14 protein-coding genes are annotated in these 16,693 nt (G+C 61.3%); 4 read left to right on the top strand and 10 right to left on the bottom strand.

Features of this window, described 5'->3' with window-relative positions:
• Window positions 1-105: 105 nt before the first annotated feature.
• The 4 genes from ACP7B7_RS17850 to ACP7B7_RS17835 form a co-directional block, all read right to left on the bottom strand.
• Window positions 106-1,797 (bottom strand): hypothetical protein, encoded by a 1,692-nt coding sequence (locus tag ACP7B7_RS17850; RefSeq protein ID WP_426077525.1) that lies wholly within the window; start codon window positions 1,795-1,797, stop codon window positions 106-108.
• Window positions 1,798-1,909: 112 nt separating this feature from the next.
• A complete protein-coding gene (locus tag ACP7B7_RS17845; protein ID WP_426077524.1) occupies window positions 1,910-2,269 on the bottom strand; it encodes a DUF6232 family protein in 360 nt (119 codons plus the stop codon).
• Between the two features lie 150 nt (window positions 2,270-2,419).
• A complete protein-coding gene (locus ACP7B7_RS17840) occupies window positions 2,420-3,097 on the bottom strand; it encodes a UPF0149 family protein (protein ID WP_426077523.1) in 678 nt (225 codons plus the stop codon).
• Between the two features lie 102 nt (window positions 3,098-3,199).
• The gene (locus ACP7B7_RS17835) at window positions 3,200-4,705 is read right to left on the bottom strand and encodes a peptide MFS transporter (protein WP_308921625.1); all 1,506 of its coding nucleotides are present in this window, start codon (window positions 4,703-4,705) and stop codon (window positions 3,200-3,202) included.
• 311 nt (window positions 4,706-5,016) lie between these two features.
• Between ACP7B7_RS17835 and ppnN the strand changes: the two genes are divergently transcribed.
• Entirely contained in the window at window positions 5,017-6,387 is a 1,371-nt protein-coding gene (gene ppnN / locus ACP7B7_RS17830) for a nucleotide 5'-monophosphate nucleosidase PpnN (RefSeq protein ID WP_308921624.1), read from the top strand.
• Between the two features lie 205 nt (window positions 6,388-6,592).
• On the opposite strand, the gene lysS is transcribed toward ppnN, so the two are convergent.
• From lysS to ACP7B7_RS17810, 4 genes are all read right to left on the bottom strand, one after another.
• Window positions 6,593-8,122, bottom strand: coding sequence for a lysine--tRNA ligase (gene lysS / locus ACP7B7_RS17825; RefSeq protein WP_426077522.1), 1,530 nt, complete (start codon window positions 8,120-8,122; stop codon window positions 6,593-6,595).
• Window positions 8,123-8,144: 22 nt separating this feature from the next.
• The gene (locus tag ACP7B7_RS17820; protein WP_426077521.1) at window positions 8,145-8,825 is read right to left on the bottom strand and encodes an HAD family hydrolase; all 681 of its coding nucleotides are present in this window, start codon (window positions 8,823-8,825) and stop codon (window positions 8,145-8,147) included.
• Between the two features lie 2 nt (window positions 8,826-8,827).
• A protein-coding gene (prfB, locus tag ACP7B7_RS17815) for a peptide chain release factor 2 (protein ID WP_426077520.1) occupies window positions 8,828-9,932 on the bottom strand; the annotation gives its coding sequence in 2 pieces (ribosomal slippage) (window positions 8,828-9,850 and window positions 9,852-9,932; 1,104 coding nt in all).
• 328 nt (window positions 9,933-10,260) lie between these two features.
• Window positions 10,261-11,211 (bottom strand): hypothetical protein, encoded by a 951-nt coding sequence (locus ACP7B7_RS17810; RefSeq protein ID WP_426077519.1) that lies wholly within the window; start codon window positions 11,209-11,211, stop codon window positions 10,261-10,263.
• A gap of 103 nt (window positions 11,212-11,314) precedes the next feature.
• Here ACP7B7_RS17810 and ACP7B7_RS17805 point away from each other — a divergent pair, with 103 nt between their 5' ends.
• Window positions 11,315-13,327 (top strand): bifunctional 2',3'-cyclic-nucleotide 2'-phosphodiesterase/3'-nucleotidase, encoded by a 2,013-nt coding sequence (locus ACP7B7_RS17805; protein ID WP_426077518.1) that lies wholly within the window; start codon window positions 11,315-11,317, stop codon window positions 13,325-13,327.
• Between the two features lie 23 nt (window positions 13,328-13,350).
• Window positions 13,351-13,839, top strand: coding sequence for a tetratricopeptide repeat protein (locus ACP7B7_RS17800; RefSeq protein ID WP_426077517.1), 489 nt, complete (start codon window positions 13,351-13,353; stop codon window positions 13,837-13,839).
• Here ACP7B7_RS17800 and ACP7B7_RS17795 read toward each other — a convergent pair whose 3' ends face one another.
• Together ACP7B7_RS17795 and ACP7B7_RS17790 are read right to left on the bottom strand one after the other, a co-directional pair.
• Window positions 13,840-14,256 carry a hypothetical protein gene (locus tag ACP7B7_RS17795; RefSeq protein ID WP_426077516.1) on the bottom strand — a complete coding sequence of 139 codons (417 nt, stop codon included), beginning with the start codon at window positions 14,254-14,256 and terminating at the stop codon, window positions 13,840-13,842.
• 16 nt (window positions 14,257-14,272) lie between these two features.
• The gene (locus ACP7B7_RS17790) at window positions 14,273-15,181 is read right to left on the bottom strand and encodes a hypothetical protein (protein WP_426077515.1); all 909 of its coding nucleotides are present in this window, start codon (window positions 15,179-15,181) and stop codon (window positions 14,273-14,275) included.
• A 312-nt stretch (window positions 15,182-15,493) separates the two neighbouring features.
• On the opposite strand from ACP7B7_RS17790, the gene ACP7B7_RS17785 reads away from it, so the two are divergent.
• Window positions 15,494-16,651, top strand: a complete 1,158-nt coding sequence (locus ACP7B7_RS17785) for an ABC transporter substrate-binding protein (protein ID WP_308921615.1) — start codon at window positions 15,494-15,496, stop codon at window positions 16,649-16,651.
• The last annotated feature ends 42 nt before the right edge of the window (window positions 16,652-16,693 follow it).

The raw sequence follows: 16,693 nt of genomic DNA, 5'->3' as shown, positions 1-16,693 counted from the left end.
CCGCAAGGATCCCGCCCACTATCTGGCGGGACTGGAGAAACTGTGCGATGAGCTAAATGTGCTGACCTAGTTTTTTTCATCCCGCTCAAAACCGGACAGCGGTATTCAGATCCCGAGCACTTTTAAAATCGCATCCGTGAACCCCTCGAACCAGCTGCCCACCTTGCCCGGCTGCTTGCCGTGGCGTGGGGTTTCTTCGTACAGGTAGATGCCGTCGCCGTCGAAACGGTCGTTCAGCAGCGCCTGCTGGCCGCGCAGGTAGGGGATGAAGGTTTCGCTGCGCGTGGTCGAATACAGCACGCCGGTGGAAAATCCCAGCGTGGCGGCCTGGCTGATGCTGCGGCCTTGGCCGGCCGGCTCCATGCGCACGCCGCGCGTGCCGTGCACGATCAGGGTGACGGGGCCGCGAAAAACGATAAAACGCAATTGCAAGGTCAGCCAGGCATGCAGGCTGGCCAGGCGCCAGTGGCTGCTGATGGCGGGCTGCCGGGCGCCATGAAAAACCAGGCCCACCAGGGCGCGCGGTTGCAGTACCAGCGCCGCGCCTTCGGGCAGGGTCAGCACCGCCACTTCCATCAAGGGATCGTCGCTGGCCGACAGCGTCACCGACGCCGGTTGCGTGCTGGTGATGCGGGTCAGCGCCGCCATGCCGGCGGCCAGGCTGGTGAAGGGATAGGACCAGTCCAGCAGCCACTGCGTGCGCTTGCGCGTGCCGATCGGCGACGATTGTAGATAAGCGGGGTGAATCACCATGGTGTCGCCGGGATGCAGGGGCAAGGCCAGCGAGACGCCGGAGATGCGCGGCTGGCCGGCTGGCGGCGGAGGCACGCTGGCTGCGCCGGGACGCAGCCCGGGCGCGATGGCCAGCGGTTTCAGGCGCGACGCCAGTGGCGCCAGTACAAAGTAAAAAAAGGCCTTGATGGCGAGCGGTGTCAGGATGGCGGACAGCACCAGCAGGGAAGCCGTGGGGCCGTAGTCGGACAGTAATTGACGCGCAGCGCGCCATATATTGTTGCTCAGCTTGCCATCGAGGCGGGCGATTTCGCCTGCCAGGTCCTGCAGCGCGGCGTCGAGACCTTGCTGGTCGGGCTGGAAGGGGCCGGGGGTGGTGCCGGCCGGTAGCGCCAGCACGCGTGCCTGTTGTGCCGCGTGGCGCCGGTAGGCGTCGAGATTGGCGGCCCGCAAGCCTGTTTCGTCCGTCTGCAGGGCGGCCATCGCCGCCTGCTCTGCGCTGCCCGGCAGATGGACCCGCAATGGATGGGCCTGCCGCAGCCGCTCCTGCCGTGCCAGGTTATCCATCAGTTGCCGATACGCGCGGTGGTGTTCGCGATGCAGGCGCCCCAAAGCCTGGCGTGCGTTTTCCGCGCCCAGCGCGGCGCGCAGCGTTTGCAGGTAAGCGCGTTCCTGTTTCAGCAGTTCGATCTCGATGCGGCGTTCCGCCTGCCCGGCAATGGCATTGCCCAGCCCGGCAGTATCGGACAGCGCCAGTCCGAAGGAAAAAGAAGGGGGCGCTTGCCGCAGGTCGAGGTCGATCCGGGCCAGGCGGGCCAGGATGGCGTCGTCCGAGGCACGGCGCAGGCCGTTGATGCGCGCCTGCCCAGCCAGGACCAGCGTTTGCCTTGCCGCGCCAGTCTGGCGTTCGGCGCCACGCATGGTGTCGAGCCGGACCTGGTCGGCCTTGAGCTGCCGCGCCTGTTCCAGCAGCACGTGGCCGGTGGCGAGCAGGGCGACGAACAACAGGAACTGGAGCAGGTGGCGGCCGAGAAAGCGCAGCAGGGAAGAGAGTAGAGTGCGCAATGGTCGACGGAGGGCGGCAGCGCCTGAAAGTGGCTCGGGGAACGCTCCACATGGAGCGTTCCCCGATTCTACAACAGCGGCGGCGTTGCGGCGCTTACGCTAACACTGGTGCTCAGGCGCGGTGCACCATGGCGTCGTTGATCGCCTGGATCACCTGGTTGACGTAGTTGCGGTCCTTGGTCTTGAGGGCCCGCGTTTCGCCCGAGGAAGTGGCCAGCAGCACATGGTAGATCGGTTTCATCAGGAACAGGACAGCCAGGCCGGCCGCCAGCACCAGCAGGCCGAAGAAAGGACTGGCAAACATGATGCCCAAACCGATCAAGGCAACGATCACGCCCAGTGCGCGTGGCGGTTTCTGCTCGAACGGCTTGACCGAGGTAACGTTGCGCATCGCGTAGGTCTGGCCTTTGCTGATGAAGCGGGCATTGGTGACCTTGACATCGCCTTGTTCAAAAAAAGTGCGCTCTTCCATGGGATTCCTGTCGTAATAAAAAATGATTATTGTTGCATTTCAACAATCTTTTTACTATACACAGTTGCAAAGTATAAATACTCACACATTGTCACAAAAGGCGCGCATGGAACATTTTAGTTGTCCCTCTGGCTTGGGCCTTTACACGCCTCACGCGCCGTCGGCGCAGCACTTCTTGTATTTCTTGCCGCTGCCGCAGTGGCAAGGGTCGTTGCGGCCCGTCTTCGGCACGTCACGCAAGACCGTGCTGCCGGCCTGGCTGTGGGCCTGGCTTTTCAAATGGCGCTGGCGGGCCCAGGCCGCATTGATGGCGATCACCGAAGGAATCACGCCATCCATCGCCGCTTCGGCCGTTTCATCGTCCAACTCGGTGGCCACGGCCAGGTGCCTGAATGGCGCCAGGTAGTCCGGGTGGCTGACGGCCAGCGACGCCCATTGCGCCTTGTCCAGCGCCGTGCCGAGCAGGAAGCCGGCGCACCAGCCGGGCACGCTCCATTCGGGGCCGCATTCATAGATCGGCTCGAAACTGTCGGGGTCTTTTGCCAGCCATTCGACCATGTACTCGAAGTGGCGCTGCGCCAGCGCTTCGGCGCGCGCGGTGGCCGCGTCATCCAGCGCGGAGGCGGTGTTGCCGCCGGTATGGTCCCAGATCCACGGCAGCCAGACGGTGCTGGCAAGCTGGTTCGGGCTGAGGGCCACGGCGGTGATGAAACCCTCCAGCATCGACACGTCCATCGCGCGTCCTGCAAGTTCTGGCCTGGCCAGCAGGGTATCGAGTTCGGTGTATTCGTCGTCGGAAAGAGGGGAGGTGGTGGAGATGCTGGACATAGGTTTCGATGGTGTTTGTTGGACGGGGCCGGGAGCGGGTATTGTACCCGGCAATAAAAAACGGCGGCCCGCAGGCCGCCGTCCGGTTGAGGCGTTGCGTGATTATTTCACGCCGTGCATCAGTTTGTTGATCAGCGGTGCGATCAGGAACAGCAGCACGCCGGCGCCCAGCAGGGACCAGAAGCCGAAGGTGTAGCCGGCCAGTGCCGAATTGGCGGTCATGCCGCTATCGCCGCTGACGTGGCTGGCGAAGATGCCCGACAGGTTGTTGCCGATGCCGGTCGACAGGAACCAGCCGCCCATGCCCATGCCGACCAGGCGTACCGGGGCCAGCTTGGTGACCATCGACAGGCCGATCGGCGACAGGCACAGCTCGCCGATCGACTGGATCACGTAGACCATGAACAGGGTCCAGAACGGGATCTTGTTGTCGGCGCCAACCAGGCTCGACAGTGCGAAGATCAGCAGGCCGAAGGCGATTGCATTGCCCAGCAAACCCAGGCCGAACTTGCGCGGGATCGAGGGGTTGACGTTGTGGCGCGCCAGGAACACCCAGACGGCGGCGATGATCGGTGCGAAGACGATGATGGCCACCGAATTGACGCTCTGGAAGTAGGCGGTCGGGAAGATCCAGAAGCCCAGGTCGCGGTTGACGATGTTCTCGGCCAAGAAGGTAAACGAGCTGCCAGCCTGTTCGAAGAACATCCAGAACAGGATGTTGAAGGCGAAAATCACCAGCATGGCGATGGTCTTGTCACGCGCGACCTTGCCGTTGCGGATGCCTTCGACCATCAGCATGATGGCCAGGCCAACAAACAGCACGGTCAGCACGATCTGCAGGTTGGCGGCGCCAACGGTCAGCAGGAAGTACATCACGGGTATCACGCACAGGCAACCGAGCGCCACGTATACCACGCGCATCGGGTTGGCCGCTTGCGCTTCCGGCGCGCCGATGCCCTTGAGTGCGTTGCGGCCGATATAGAACCAAACCAGGCTGATCAGCATGCCGACGCCGGCTGCCATGAACACCACCTTGTACGACGGCATGCCGCCGGTGCCAAAGATCGATTCGGCCAGCCATTGCGTGAACACGGGAGCGACCATGGCGCCCATGTTGATGCCCATGTAGAAGATCGTGAAGCCACTGTCGCGGCGCGGATCGGCGGTCGTGTACAGCTTGCCGACCATGGTCGAGATGTTCGGCTTGAACATGCCGTTACCGACAATCATGGTGGCCAGGCCCAGGTTGAAGACATCCTGGTTCGGCACGGCGATGCAGAACAGGCCGGCGGCCATGAACACGGCGCCCAGCAGGATGGAACGCTGGTAGCCGATCACGCGGTCGGCGATATAGCCGCCGAACAGGGCGCCGGCATACACCAGCGCGAGGAAGGAACCATAGGTAAGGTTGGCCGCAGCCTGTCCCGACGCATCGCCACCATGGAACTGGGCAACGATATACAGGACCAGCGCCCAGCGAACTCCGTAGAACGCGAAGCGCTCCCAGAATTCAGTCATGAACAACATCCACAGTGGGCTAGGATGGCCCATGATCTGCTTGAACTCGGGAATTACGGCTTCCTTGTTGGGCGTAGTCGCACCGCTCATGCGGTTCCTCCTGAAAATTATTATAGTCAATCGATAAAACAACCATATGGAAGACGGCATGCGCACCACACTCTTGTGAAGTAGCAGCCGCACGGGAATTCCAATAGGCACGCATTCTAATCTACAAATTGCGCTGAGCGAAGGTTTCGATTTGCATTAGCAAGAATGACTGTTTCATATTGGTCAAACCGGTTTGCGGACAAGCAAGCACGCCGGCGTTTTTTTCAAGGTGCAGCACAAGCGGGCTGACTTGTCGTATATTGAGGCTGCAACACATCCGAGGATCGATTTTTAAAGGGATTTTTCGCATTATGGAACACGACGTTATCGATGCTCTGGTTTCACCGGAAGGCCGCCTGGACGTGCTCTCCAAGACCGAAGTCAACAAACTGCTCGACACCAGCCAGGGCGGCCTGTACAACACCTTCCGCCGCTGCGCGCTGGCGGTACTGAACTGCGGCAGCACCATCGACGATGGCCGCGCCTTGCTTGAGCGCTATGAATCATTCGAGATTTCGATTATCCAGCGCGAGCGCGGCATCAAGCTCGACATCAAGGGCGCGCCCGTGATCGCCTTTGTCGACGGCAAGATGATCAAGGGCATCCACGAGCATCTGTTTGCCGTGTTGCGCGACATTATCTTCGTCAGCGATGAAGTGACCGGCAATCCGAAATTCGACCTGCACAGCACGGAAGGCGTGACCGACGCCGTGTTCCACATCCTGCGCAACGCCAATGTGCTGCAGACCCAGCTCAACCCGAACCTGGTGGTGTGCTGGGGCGGCCATTCGATCAACCGCGCCGAATACAATTATTCGAAGGAAGTGGGCTACCAGCTGGGCCTGCGCGGCCTCGATATCTGCACCGGCTGCGGTCCGGGCGCCATGAAGGGTCCGATGAAGGGCGCCACCATCGGCCACGCCAAGCAGCGCCTGCACAACGGCCGCTACCTGGGCATCACCGAGCCGGGCATCATCGCCGCCGAATCGCCCAACCCCATCGTCAACGACCTGGTGATCATGCCGGACATCGAAAAGCGCCTGGAAGCGTTCGTGCGCGCCGGCCATGGCATCGTGGTGTTCCCGGGCGGCGCCGGCACGGCCGAAGAAATCCTGTATATCCTGGGTATCCTGCTGCACCCGGAGAACGCCGAGATCCCTTTCCCGCTGATTTTCACGGGGCCGGAAACCTCGCGCGAATATTTTGTGCAGATCAACCAGTTCATCCATGACACGCTGGGCCCGGAAGCGCAGCAGCGCTACAAGATCATTATCGACGACCCGGAACTGGTGGCGCGCGAAATGCTGGAAGGCATCAAGCAGGTGCGCGAATTCCGCAAGGCGCACAGCGACGCCTATTACTTCAACTGGCTCTTGAGAATCGACCACGAGTTCCAGAAGCCGTTCCATCCTACCCATGAAAACATGCGCAACCTGAGCCTGCACAAGAACCAGGCCACGCACTTGCTGGCCGCCCAGCTGCGCCGCGCGTTCTCGGGCGTGGTGGCCGGCAACGTCAAGGACGACGGCATCCGCTCGATCGAAAAACATGGCAACTTCGAGATCCACGGCGACAAGGACATCATGGGTCCGATGGACTCGCTGCTGGCCTCGTTCGTGGCGCAGCACCGCATGAAGCTGGCGGGCACGGCGTATGTGCCGTGCTATACCGTGATTCAATAAACCCGATCATCCGGATATTGCTGGTGGTGTAAAAAAGCCGCCTGATCTTGCGATCAGGCGGCTTTTTTGCAGTGAAGTATCGAACGCCTGAAAAATCGTAGCGAGCGGATGGGAGTTGCGGCTAAGAAGCGCAGCTGTGCTATAGCACAGTGAGCATCGCAGGCCGCAAATCGCGACGCGCAGTAGATTTTTCAGGTGTTCATCATCATTCTTCGCGGCGCAGGTGAGGGAACAAGAGCACGTCACGGATATTCGGCGAGTCCGTGATGATCATCATCAGGCGGTCGATGCCGATGCCGCAGCCGCCAGCCGGCGGCATGCCGTATTCGAGCGCGCGGATGTAGTCGGCGTCGTAGAACATCGCTTCTTCATCGCCGGCGTCCTTTGCGGCCACTTGGGCCAGGAAGCGGGCCGACTGGTCTTCGGCGTCGTTCAGCTCGGAGAAGCCGTTGGCGATTTCGCGGCCGACCATGAACAGCTCGAAACGCTCGGTGATGCCGGCCACCGTGTCGGAGGCGCGCGCCAGCGGCGACACTTCGACCGGATAGTCGATGATGTAGGTCGGTTCCCACAGCTGTGCCTCGGCCGTTTCTTCGAACAGCGCCAGTTGCAGCGCGCCCAGGCCGGCGGTGGCGAACGGCTTCACGCCGAATTTCTTCAGCTCTTCCTTGATGAAGGCCGCATCAGCCAGTTGCTCCGCCGTGTAGTGCGGCGCGTACTTGTTGATGGCGCCGACGATGGTCAGGCGGTGGAACGGTTTTGCCAGGTCCAGTTCGCGGCCGCCATAGGTCAGGGTGGCGGTGCCGTGGGCATCGATGGCGGCCTGGCGGATCACCGCTTCGGTGAAGTCCATCAGCCATTTGTAGTCGGTATAGGCCGCGTAGAATTCCATCATCGTGAATTCCGGGTTGTGACGGATCGACACGCCTTCGTTGCGGAAGTTGCGGTTGATTTCGAACACGCGGTCAAAGCCGCCCACCACCAGGCGCTTCAGGTACAGCTCGGGCGCGATGCGCAGATACATTTCCATGTCCAGCGCATTGTGGTGCGTGACGAACGGCTTGGCCGCCGCGCCGCCGGGGATGGTGTGCAGCATCGGCGTTTCCACTTCCATGAACTCGTTCTTTTCCATGAAGCGGCGGATCGACGAGATGGCGGCGGTACGGGCCTTGAAGGTGCGGCGCGTCTCTTCGTTCATGATCAGGTCGACGTAGCGCTGGCGATATTTTGTTTCCTGGTCGGCCAGGCCGTGGAATTTGTCCGGCAGAGGGCGCAGCGACTTGGTGATCAAACGCAGTTCGCTCACCTTGATGGTCAGTTCGTCGGTCTTGGTCTTGAACAGCGTGCCCGTCACGCCCAGGATGTCGCCCAGGTCGTAGTGGTGCAGGGAGGCCATCGCCGCTTCACCGGTCAGGTCCAGGGTGGCGTAGATCTGGATGCGGCCATCGGCCTTGGCGCCGGAGGCGTCCTGCAGGGTGGCGAACGCGGCTTTCTTGCCCGCTTCGCGCTTGAGCATCATGCGGCCGGCCAGCACCACGGTGACAGGTTCGGCTTCCAGCTCTTCGCGCGTCTTGGTGCCGTATTGCGCGTGCAGATCGGCCGCCTTGTGTTCAGGGCGGAAATCGTTCGGGAAGGCGATGCCTTGTTCGCGCAGGGCGGCCAGCTTGACGCGGCGCTCGGCGATGATCTTGTTTTCATCGGGGGCGGCGGCTTGTTCTTGGATGTCCGTGGTCATGATTGTGGTCTGTTCTTGTTGATTAAATGGGGGTTGCCATGGCAGGCGTGCTGGCGAACAATGCGTCGAGATCGAGTTCGGAAAAATCGGCGGCGATGCGGATCACATTGTCGAATTCGGCAAATGCCGAGGCGGGCAGGGTGGTGGTCAGCACCACCGCGCGCATGCCGGCGCGGCGCGCCGCTTCCACGCCCAGCGGCGCGTCTTCGAAGACGATGCAGTTTTCCGGCAGTACGTTCACTTTTGCCGCGCCGGCCAGGAACACGTCCGGGTTCGGCTTGCCGCGCGCAACATCGGCGGCGCCGACGATGGCGTCGAACTTGCTGCGCAGGTCCAGGCCATCGAGCGTGAAGACGATGTTCTCGTTCGGCGCGGCGGTGCCCACCACCAGCTTGACGCCAGCGGCGGCGGCCTTGGCGATCAGCGCGTCGAAACCCGGCACGGTGGCCAGGTGTGGCGCGTAGAGTTCGCGGTACAGCGCTTCCTTCTCGGCGTTCAGGCTGACATGGTCGACATCTTCGCCCAGGTAGCTGCGCATGATTTCATGGCCCTGGCGTCCTGCCGTGGCCAGGAAAAACGCATCGGGGTCGATCACGTGGCCGCGGCGTTCAAAAAACGCCAGCCACGACCTGGTGTGGAAGGCCATGTTGTCGACGATGGTGCCATCCATGTCAAAGATCAGAGCACGCTGAGAAGCAGTCATTCTTAAACGCCTTGTTTCAGGGAAGCGGAAATGAACTCGTCGATGTCGCCATCGAGCACGCCCTTGGTGTTGCCCGTCTCGAAGCCGGTGCGCAAGTCCTTGATGCGGGACTGGTCCAGCACGTAGGAGCGGATCTGGTGGCCCCAGCCCACGTCGGTCTTCGAGTCTTCCAGCTTCTGCTGTTCGCTCATGCGCTTGCGCAGTTCGTGTTCGTACAGCTTGGCTTTCAGCATTTCCATCGCTTCGGCGCGGTTGCGGTGCTGCGAACGGTCGTTCTGGCACTGCACCACGATGCCGGTCGGCGCGTGCGTCATGCGGACGGCGGAGTCGGTTTTATTGATGTGCTGACCACCGGCGCCCGAGGCGCGGTAGGTATCGACGCGGATATCGGCCGGATTGACGTCGATCTCGATCGAGTCATCGACTTCCGGATACACGAACAGCGACGTGAACGAGGTATGGCGGCCATTGGCCGAGTCGAACGGCGACTTGCGCACCAGGCGGTGCACGCCGGTTTCCGTGCGCAGGAAGCCATAGGCGTGATCGCCCTCGACCTTCAGGGTGGCGGTCTTGATGCCGGCGACCTCGCCGTCGGATTGCTCCAGGATTTCAACCTTGAAGCCCTTGCGTTCGCAATAGCGCAGGTACTGGCGCAGCAGCATCGAGGCCCAATCCTGGGCTTCGGTACCGCCGGCGCCGGCCTGGATGTCGATGAAGCAGTTGTTCGGGTCCATCGGATTGTTGAACATCCGGCGGAACTCCATGCTTTCGATGACCTTGAGGATGTCCTGCACGTCGCCTTCGATCGCTTCGAGCGTCTCGTCGTCGCCTTCTTCGCGGGCCATGGCGAACAGGTCTTTGGTATCGCTGAGGTCTGCGTCGGCCTTGGTCAGGGTAAAGACGATGGCTTCCAGCGCCTTCTTCTCTTTACCAAGATCCTGGGCGCGCTTGGGATCGTTCCAGACGGTGGGGTCTTCCAGTTCTTCGTTGACTTGCTCTAGTTTCTCCGACTTGACAGTGAAGTCAAAGATACCTCCGAAGTTCGGCTTCGCGGACCGTCAGGTCGGAGAGCAGGGCGGAGATGATATTGATGCGTTCGGCTTCCATGATTTTGGTCTTTTAGTAGTGTAATCAAACCTCACATTATACGCTAGAGCGGACACAAGCCGGCCGTCGCACAGCGGCGCACAAGAATTAATCATGCATGATAATGCCGATACTGGCGATGGGATCGATGATGGGATCGGTACACGGAGGGGGCACGGAGAGGCGCGGCGCCCGCCTGCAAGACATGCGGGCCGCGTTTTGCCCGATGCGCGCAGCACCGGGGCAATCAAGCTGATGCGACAGAACCGCCTTGCCATGTTGGCAGGCATCCTGTGCCAGGTTCAGATGGTTTCTTTGGTCGCCAGTTTCATGACAAGCTCCTTGAGATTTATTCCTTGACGATCACCAGTGTATACCCCTGTCCGGGCAAAAGCAATTTGCCCGGTACCGCCAGCACCCAGCGCAGATAGCCGTCGGTATCGGCCACCGGATCGTCATTGGCCATTTCGATGCTGTCATTGATAAAGCGGATATGATACCCCTTGCTGATGCGCGTCTTGATCACCGCGCCATTGATGAAACGCGTGAGCGTGGCGTTGATGAACGGTTCGCTGTGCACGTTCTGCTCGGTCTTGAAGGCGCGTTCCAGGCGCGCGCTGCCGGTATGCGGATTGATGTGCTCGGCGAGGTCCAGGGTCAGTTTCCTGGTACGGGTATCATTCGGCAGGACCTGGAAATCATAGGTTTCGAAGGTCTTGTCATTGATGCGCAGCCACAGCAGTTTGGTGGGGCCATCACCTTCGATGGTCTGCACAAATACCGGCTGTTTGCGCTTGGGGGCAAGCAAGATGTCGGCTTTCAAGGTATTGCTCACGCTGCCCTTGCCATCGGCCTGGACATCGATATCGTACTGGATCTGGAAGTCGGTAAAGTGGTAGTCCGCCTTGCTGTCGATATAGCGGCTGTTCAGCAAGCTGGTCGGCCGCGGGTAGTGCGCTGGCAGCCACCTGGAGAAAATCGCGTCGGTAATCAGCCGCCAGTTTTTCAGCAGCAAGGGTTCATCATCGATATGGGCCGGGTTGTAAATGGCGGCCATGATAATGTCGCGAAACACGGCCGAAAACTGCACCGACTTGAGAATCACGGAAAACACGCCGGCAATCACGATGGTACGGCCCAGGTCGGTCAGATAGGGAGCGATATCGACATTGAAAATGACGAGTTCGCGCGTGCTGGCAAAGAACAGCAGGCTGCCCAGCATCAGGAAGGCCAGCGCCGGATTGCCGGTGATGGCCTTGGCGAGTGCCGTATCGATGAACTTCCGATAGAGATCCACCATCTGCCTTCCTGCGGCGCGCCGGTTCGCCATGCTTGGGCGCATCGATTGCGTGCCAGGGGAGCGGCGCGTATGATGGCCAGTTTTACTTATTCTGCCCCTGCCCATGTCGACTGCCTTGCGCCTGCTCATACTCCCGATCGCTCCCGTCCTGCTGGCTGCCTGCAGCACCTTGCCGGCCTCCACCCCGGCCGGCAGCACCGCCACCCTGGCCCTGCTGGAAACGACGGACTTGCACGCCAACGTGCTCAGTTATGACTATTACAAGCTGCAGGACGAGCCGTCGATCGGCCTGGAACGCACGGCGGCCCTGATCGCGCAGGCGCGCAGCGAGTTTCCGAACAACCTGCTGCTCGATAATGGCGACACCATCCAGGGCACGGCGCTGGCCGACTACCAGGCGCTGGTCAAACCGCTGGCCTGCGACCAGACCCTGGCCATTTACAAGGCCATGAATTTGCTGAAGGTCGATGGCGGCGGCATCGGCAACCATGAATTCAATTACGGCCTGGCCTTCCTGAGCCAGGTGACGGGCAACCAGTTCGACGTCGACAGCGTCGATGCGGCCAAGCCGCGCTGCGCGGGGCCGCAGTTTCCGCAGGTGCTGGCCAATGTCTACAGCGTGAAAAGCGGCAAGCCGTTGTTTGCGCCGTATCACATTATCGACAAGAAAATTACGGCGATGGGCGCCGATGGCAAGATGATTGCCAGTACCGTCAAGGTCGGCATCATCAGCTTTGCGCCGCCGACCATCATGTCGTGGGACAAGCGCTGGCTGGAAGGGCGCGTGTATACCCAGGGCGTGCGCGAGACGGCGGAAAAATTCATCCCGGAAATGCGCGCCAAGGGCGCCGAGCTGGTGGTGGCCATTTCGCACGGCGGCCTGGACAACAGCCCCTACTCGCCGACCATGGAAAACGGCAATTATTATCTGTCGCAGGTGCCGGGCGTGGACGCCATGCTGATCGGCCACTCGCACCAGCTGTTCCCGAACGCCAGCAGCACCGTGCCGCAATTCAATCTGCCTGGCGTTGACAAGGCCCGTGGCCTGGTCAATGGCGTGCCGACCGTGATGGCCAATCTGTGGGGCAAGCACCTGGGCGTGATCGGCCTGCGCCTGCGGCACGATGGCAAGCAGTGGGTGATCGACAAAACCCAAACGACGGTCGAGGCGCGCGGCATCCAGAACGCCGACAAGAGTTATGTCCAGGCCGATCCGGCGATCGCCAAACTGGTCGCCGTCGAACACGCGGCCACCATCGCCTATGTGCAGACGCCGGTCGGCTCGACCGACTTCCGCATGTCGACCTATTTCGCCGACGTGGGCGATATCAGCGCCATCGAAGTGGTCAACCAGGCGCAAACAAGCTATCTGGCCGCCTATGTCAAAGCCAATCTGCCGCAATACGCGAACTTGCCGGTGCTGTCGATGTCGTCGCCGTTCAAGAGCGGCTCGGCCGGCGTCTCCGATTTTACCGATGTGAAGGCCGGCAATGTGGCGCTCAATAACGCGGCTGACCTGTACCTGTATCCGAACGCCCTGTACGGCGTCAAGATGACGGGCGCGGAACTGAAGGCCTGGCTGGAACATTCGGCCCAGCGTTTCAATACCATCGACCCCAACAAGATGGGGCCGCAGGAGCTGATCAATACAGCCCATCCCAGCTACAACTTCGATACCATCACGAGCAAAGATATCAGCTACGAGATCGACGTGACGCAGACGCCCGGCCAGCGCATCAAGCGCTTGACTTACCAAGGCAAACCGGTGGACCTGCAACAGGAATTCTTGATCGCCACCAATAACTACCGCGCCAGCGGCGGCGGCAATTTTCCCGGCCTGGACGGCAGCAAGACGGTGCTCGCTTCGCCCGACAACAACCGCGAATTGCTGATCGCCTATATCACGCAGGAAAAGCAGCTGACGCGCGCGAAAAACGGCGCGGCGCGCAGCTGGCGCTTTGCCAAGGCCACCACCAGGGGCCCGGTGGTGTTCCATACGGCGCCCAAGGTGCTGGAGCTGGCGCAAGCGGCCGGCATCGACAATGTGACCTTGTTGAAAGCCGATGATGGCGCGGGCAAGGGCTTTGCGCTGTACCAGCTCGATCTGTCGAAGTGAGGTTCAAGGCATCGCTTGCCTCGGTGATATTTGCTGCGGTGATGCTGATCGCCGCGCCCATTGCAAACGCGGTCGATGTGGCCGGGCAAGTGGTGCAAGCCAAAATCCTGATGCGCTCGGGCTCAAGCGGCGCAGCGCAGGCGCGATTGCTGTTCGAGCAATCGGCCGTGCAGGGTAGCGGCGCGGCTGCCTATTACCTGGGGCTGATGCTCAAGAACGGCATGGGCGGCGAACCGGACAGCGTTGCCGCCTTGCGCTGGCTGGAGCTGGCGGCGCGGCGGCAGGTGGCGCCGGCCATGTTTATCGCGGCAAACATGCTGGCCAGCAGTGATATGGACCAGGCGCGCCACTGGCTCGACGCTGCCTGCGCGCTGGAATACCCGGAGGCCTTGATGCAAAAGGCCATCGCCTTGCAGGAGGGAACGATGGGCCATGCGCGCGACCAGAAGCAGGCCGCCTTGTACTTCAAGATGGCGGAACACGCGATGGGGCACCGCCAGCCGGAGCCTTAATCAGGCTGGCGCGTCGTCTTTCTTCGGCTTGCTGCGCAGACTGGCGGCCGCTTCCACCAGCGCCACGGGATCGCGCGACAGGATGGCGGCGCCCAGGTCGACCAGCCTGGCCGCCGTCTCGATACCGGCCTTGATGTCGGTAATGCGCTTGAGCCTGGCCTTGCCCTTGTCGATCGCCTGCATCAGCTCGCTGCTGGCTTGCTGCGCATCCTCGGTGATCAGATAGATGCCGTAGGCGCGAAACAGCGACACCAGCATGTCCAGGTGATTTTCATGTTTTTCCAGCAGCTGCTGTTCTTCCTGCGACAAGGTGGCGCGCTGGCGGATGCGCAAGTCCAGCACCAGGCTCGAGGCCTGGGCCAGGCTGTCGGCGATCATATACGTTTCTTCTTTCGTCAAGGCTAGGGGCGTGGCCATGGGGTTCTCCTGTCAGTTACCAGCGCGCGGGCGAGGGCAGGGCGGCCTCGCGTTCCAGCACCGCGACGCGCTGCGCAAACGTGTCGACCTGCGCCTGCCATTGCGGATCCTGCGGATGGTCGAGGTGGCTGGCCAGGCCGGCCAGGCTTTGCTGCATGGCGTCGATCGCCTGCGCATAGGCGGTGGCGGCCGCCTGCCGCTGCGCCAGCAGCTTGCGCTCCTGGTACAAATGGGTGCCGACATAGTTGGCCGCCAACGGTTCCGCGCCTGACATGGCGCCGACGGCGCCGCGCAATTGGTCCACTTCGCGCGCCTCCTCGCGCAGATTGGGCAGGTGGATATTGAGCGCGTAATTCTTGAGCGCGTTGCTGGTGATGTCGACGGCTTGCTGGTGCGCCAGCAGCTCGCGCAGGCTGGCTTTTTGCATGCGCTGGGTTGCCAGCGTACTCAGGTATTGCGCCAGTTTCATCACCACCGACAGCTGCCCAGCGTCCAGCACAGGCGCGCCTGCGCCCGGCTGTTCCAGTCCACCCAGCGCATCGCCTAGGCCCTTGAATTGTTCCTTGTACGATGACACTTTGTCGTCGGCAGTGTCGACCAGTACTTTGCCATAGGCGATCAGTACCTCGTTCAGCGCCACCAGGCGCGGACTCATTTCCTCTTCCAGGATACAGCGCTGGCGCGCCGCCAGTTCGCTGCCTTGCGCGTCGAAACGGGTTGCCATGATCAGTTGCTGGCGCATGGCCTTGGCCATGCAGCTGTCGGCGGCGCCGGCCAGCATGGGGTGGGCCGCGGCGGACAGTTTTTGCGTCTGCTCGCCGACGCTGCGCACCGGCGCGAGATTGCTGGCGCAGCCGCTCAGCAGCAAGGCCGCCAGCAGGCCGGCCGACGCGGGGCGTGACGTTAAAAATGAAGGGGATTGCATACGGCCTCCAGGTGGACAAGCCCGCGCACGGGCGCTGGCATGGCTGACCTTAGCATGGCCGCATGGCGTGACTTTGCGCCAGATCAGATCGTTTCGAGAGCTCCAGTCCGCCCGGTTTGCGTCATAGATTCCTTACAGAATACTGACAGCCAACGGCGAAATATGTTGTTTTTGATATGTTGCGACGCGTCATATGTAGTTGTTGCTGGTGCCACATTACTACCCTACAATGATTTATCGATGGGGCGGTTATCCAGCGTACGACTATAAAAATAAGTGGCTCAAAAACGTTGTATCAGAGGAGATGACAAAATGAAGTTCAAACAGAAATTGCTCGTGGCAAGTTTGGTATTGGGTTTCTCGCAAGCGGCCGTGGCAGCCGACCCCATCAAGATCGGCGTGTCCGGTCCGTTTACCGGCGGTTCCGCGCCGATGGGCGTGTCGATGCGCGACGGCGTCAAGCTGGCCGTGGCGGAAATCAATGCCAAGGGCGGCGTGCTGGGCCGCTCGCTGCTGCTGATCGAGCGCGACGACGAAGCGAAGAACGAACGCGGCGTGCAGATCGCCCAGGAACTGATCAACAAGGAAAAAGTCGCAGCCACCGTCGGTTACATCAACACGGGCGTGGCGCTGGCCTCGCAGCGCTTCTACCAGGAAGCCAAGATCCCCGTGATGAACAATGTGGCCACCGGCTCCATCGTCACCAAGCAGTTTGCCGACCAGCCTGAAAATTATATCTTCCGCAACGCCGCCAACGACCAGATCCAGTCGCACATGATCGTCGAGGAAGCCGTCACGCGCCGCAACTTCAAGAAAGTGGCAATCCTGGCCGACTCCACCAACTACGGCCAGCTGGGCCGCGAAGACCTGGAAAAAGCGCTCGATAAAAAAGGCCTGAAGGCGGTGGTGGTCGAGAAATACAATATCAAGGACGTCGACATGACGGCCCAATTGCTGAAGGCGAAACAGGCGGGCGCGGAAGTGGTGCTGACCTACGGCATCGGCCCTGAACTGGCGCAGATCGCCAACGGCATGGAAAAACTGGGCTGGAAAGTGCCGCTGATCGGCAGCTGGACCTTGGCCATGGGCAACTTCATCGATAACGCCGGCAAGAACGGCAACGGCACGCGCATGCCACAAACCTTTATCCAGGATGCCAGCACGCCCAAGCGCAAGGCCTTTATCGACGCCTATGTGGCCACCTACAAACCGTCGGGCGGCCGCATGCCGTCGGCCGTGTCGGCGGCGCAAGGCTACGATTCCATCTACCTGCTGGCCGCCGCCTTCAAGCAGGCCGGCGGCACGGACGGCCCGAAAGTGCGCGCCGCGCTGGAAAACCTGACGGAAAAAGTGGAAGGCGCCGTCACCACCTACGATAAACCGTTCAGCAAGACCGACCATGAGGCGATCACCGCCGACCTGACCGTGTTTGGCGAAGTCAAGGATGGCAAGGTGGTGCAGGCGAAATAAGCACGCCGCGCTTGACTTGCCCTGTGGCCAGCCCTGAGTAAC

Source organism: Janthinobacterium sp. PSPC3-1, from assembly GCF_049896105.1.
Classification (GTDB): Bacteria; Pseudomonadota; Gammaproteobacteria; order Burkholderiales; family Burkholderiaceae_D; genus Janthinobacterium.
The sequence above is the reverse complement of the archived record's forward strand: the minus strand, read 5'-3'. Positions and strand labels throughout refer to the sequence as shown.